At 67.2% G+C, this 1,510-nt stretch carries 1 protein-coding gene; it reads left to right on the top strand.

What is annotated here, in order from left to right; genetic code table 11:
* A partial coding sequence (locus QZ307_RS11030) for a hypothetical protein (RefSeq protein WP_366779061.1) occupies positions 1 to 1,002 on the top strand: 1,002 nt, incomplete at its 5' end.
* Positions 1,003 to 1,510: the final 508 nt, after the last annotated feature.

Genomic DNA, 1,510 nt, shown 5'->3' with positions numbered 1-1,510 from the left:
TGCGCCCGTGAACACGGTGTACTCGTGGATCGCGCGGGGCAAGAAATACTTGAGGGAGGTGCTCTCATGACGCACCCGGCCAACGACCACTTCGAGCGCGACGTGCGCGAGGCGCTTCTGCAGGTGAAGGCCCCCACGGCAGCGAAAGAGCGCGCCCTGGCCGCCATTGAGGCGGCACGGCAGGGCGAGGCGGCCAGGGCGACGGCCGCCCCTTCAACCCCAGGCCCCGCTGCGGCAACCCCCGCCGAACCTAATTCCGCAGGCTCGCCAGCCCCCACCGTCCCCGCCGCCCGTTCGCTCCGGCGACGCCATCGGTGGGCGCCCCTGGCTGCGGCCGCCTGCCTTCTGCTGGTCGGCATCTTGGGCGCCGCCGGCTGGCACCTATGGCAGCAGCCGGCCGCCTTCGTGGGCGTGGATGTGAACCCGTCCCTGGAGCTGACCGTCAACAACTTCGACCGCGTGGTGGCCGCCACCGCCATCAACGACGACGGCGCCGCGGTGCTGGATGCCCTTTCCCTGGAAGGCAAGTCTTACGAAGAGGCCTTCAACACCCTCATGGAAAGCGAGGCCATGGCGCCGTATCTGGCCGAGGACGCCTTCGTGGACGTAAACATTACCTCCGACAACGCCGCGTTGTCTTCCGAACTGCAGGCCCAAAGCGACGCCGTGCTTGCGAGCCATCCCTACCAAGGCGCCTGCCACCATGCCGACGAGGCCACCCGCGCAGCCGCCGCGGCCGCCGGCATGGGCGTCGGCCGCTACCGTGCCGCCTGCGAGCTGGCCGAGCTCGACGACTCCTTAACCGTGGACGACTGCGCCTCCATGACCATGCGCGAGCTGCACGATGCCATCGACCACCTCTGCGAAAACGAGTCCCACGACCACGGCTCCGGCTCGGGCGCAGGGGCTGGTCACGGCGCAGGGGCAGGCAACAGCAACGGCCAGGGCCAAGGCGCCAGATCCGGCCACGGCCAACGCCATGGCCAGCATCACCAGGAATAGCAGCGCAGAACCCGAGAGGAGCGCAATCTTCGCCACGCCCGACACGCTGGGCCCTCCCTCTAACCCCCTCCCGAGCCGCCGCAAGACAGTTGACGCTTCCGCTTTCTCCCCTTACACTGGTCAAACTTGGAAACCTATCGGGCCCTGTGCCCAAGGACAGGTGTTTTGATGGCCGGAGTGCTTTACCTCTAACATAGCCGCGTTGCCGCAATGCGCCGGTTGCCCCTGAGGGCAACTGTTTTTTGCGCGCCCGCAACCCGATGCGTCGGCCAATTTCTTTTGCAACCCAGAAGCGGTGGCGCAACGGCCGTCGCAACCGCACTCTTGCACCTGACCGCATTCCGCGCCCCTCGGCGCTTGTCTTTCCAAGGAGCACCTATGACTCAGAACGACCACCCGCAACCTTCCGCACCCGAAGCCGCGTCCAGCCGCGACTGCGACATCGACACCCCCGGCCTGAGTGCCGCGGGGCTTCCGCTGGCTAAAAACTGGCTCGCCATCATCTCCT

The sequence above is a fragment of the uncultured Adlercreutzia sp. genome (assembly GCA_910585575.1).
Lineage (GTDB): Bacteria > Actinomycetota > Coriobacteriia > Coriobacteriales > Eggerthellaceae > Adlercreutzia.
Note: the sequence above shows the minus strand (reverse complement) of the source record. Positions and strands in the feature narration are given on the sequence as shown.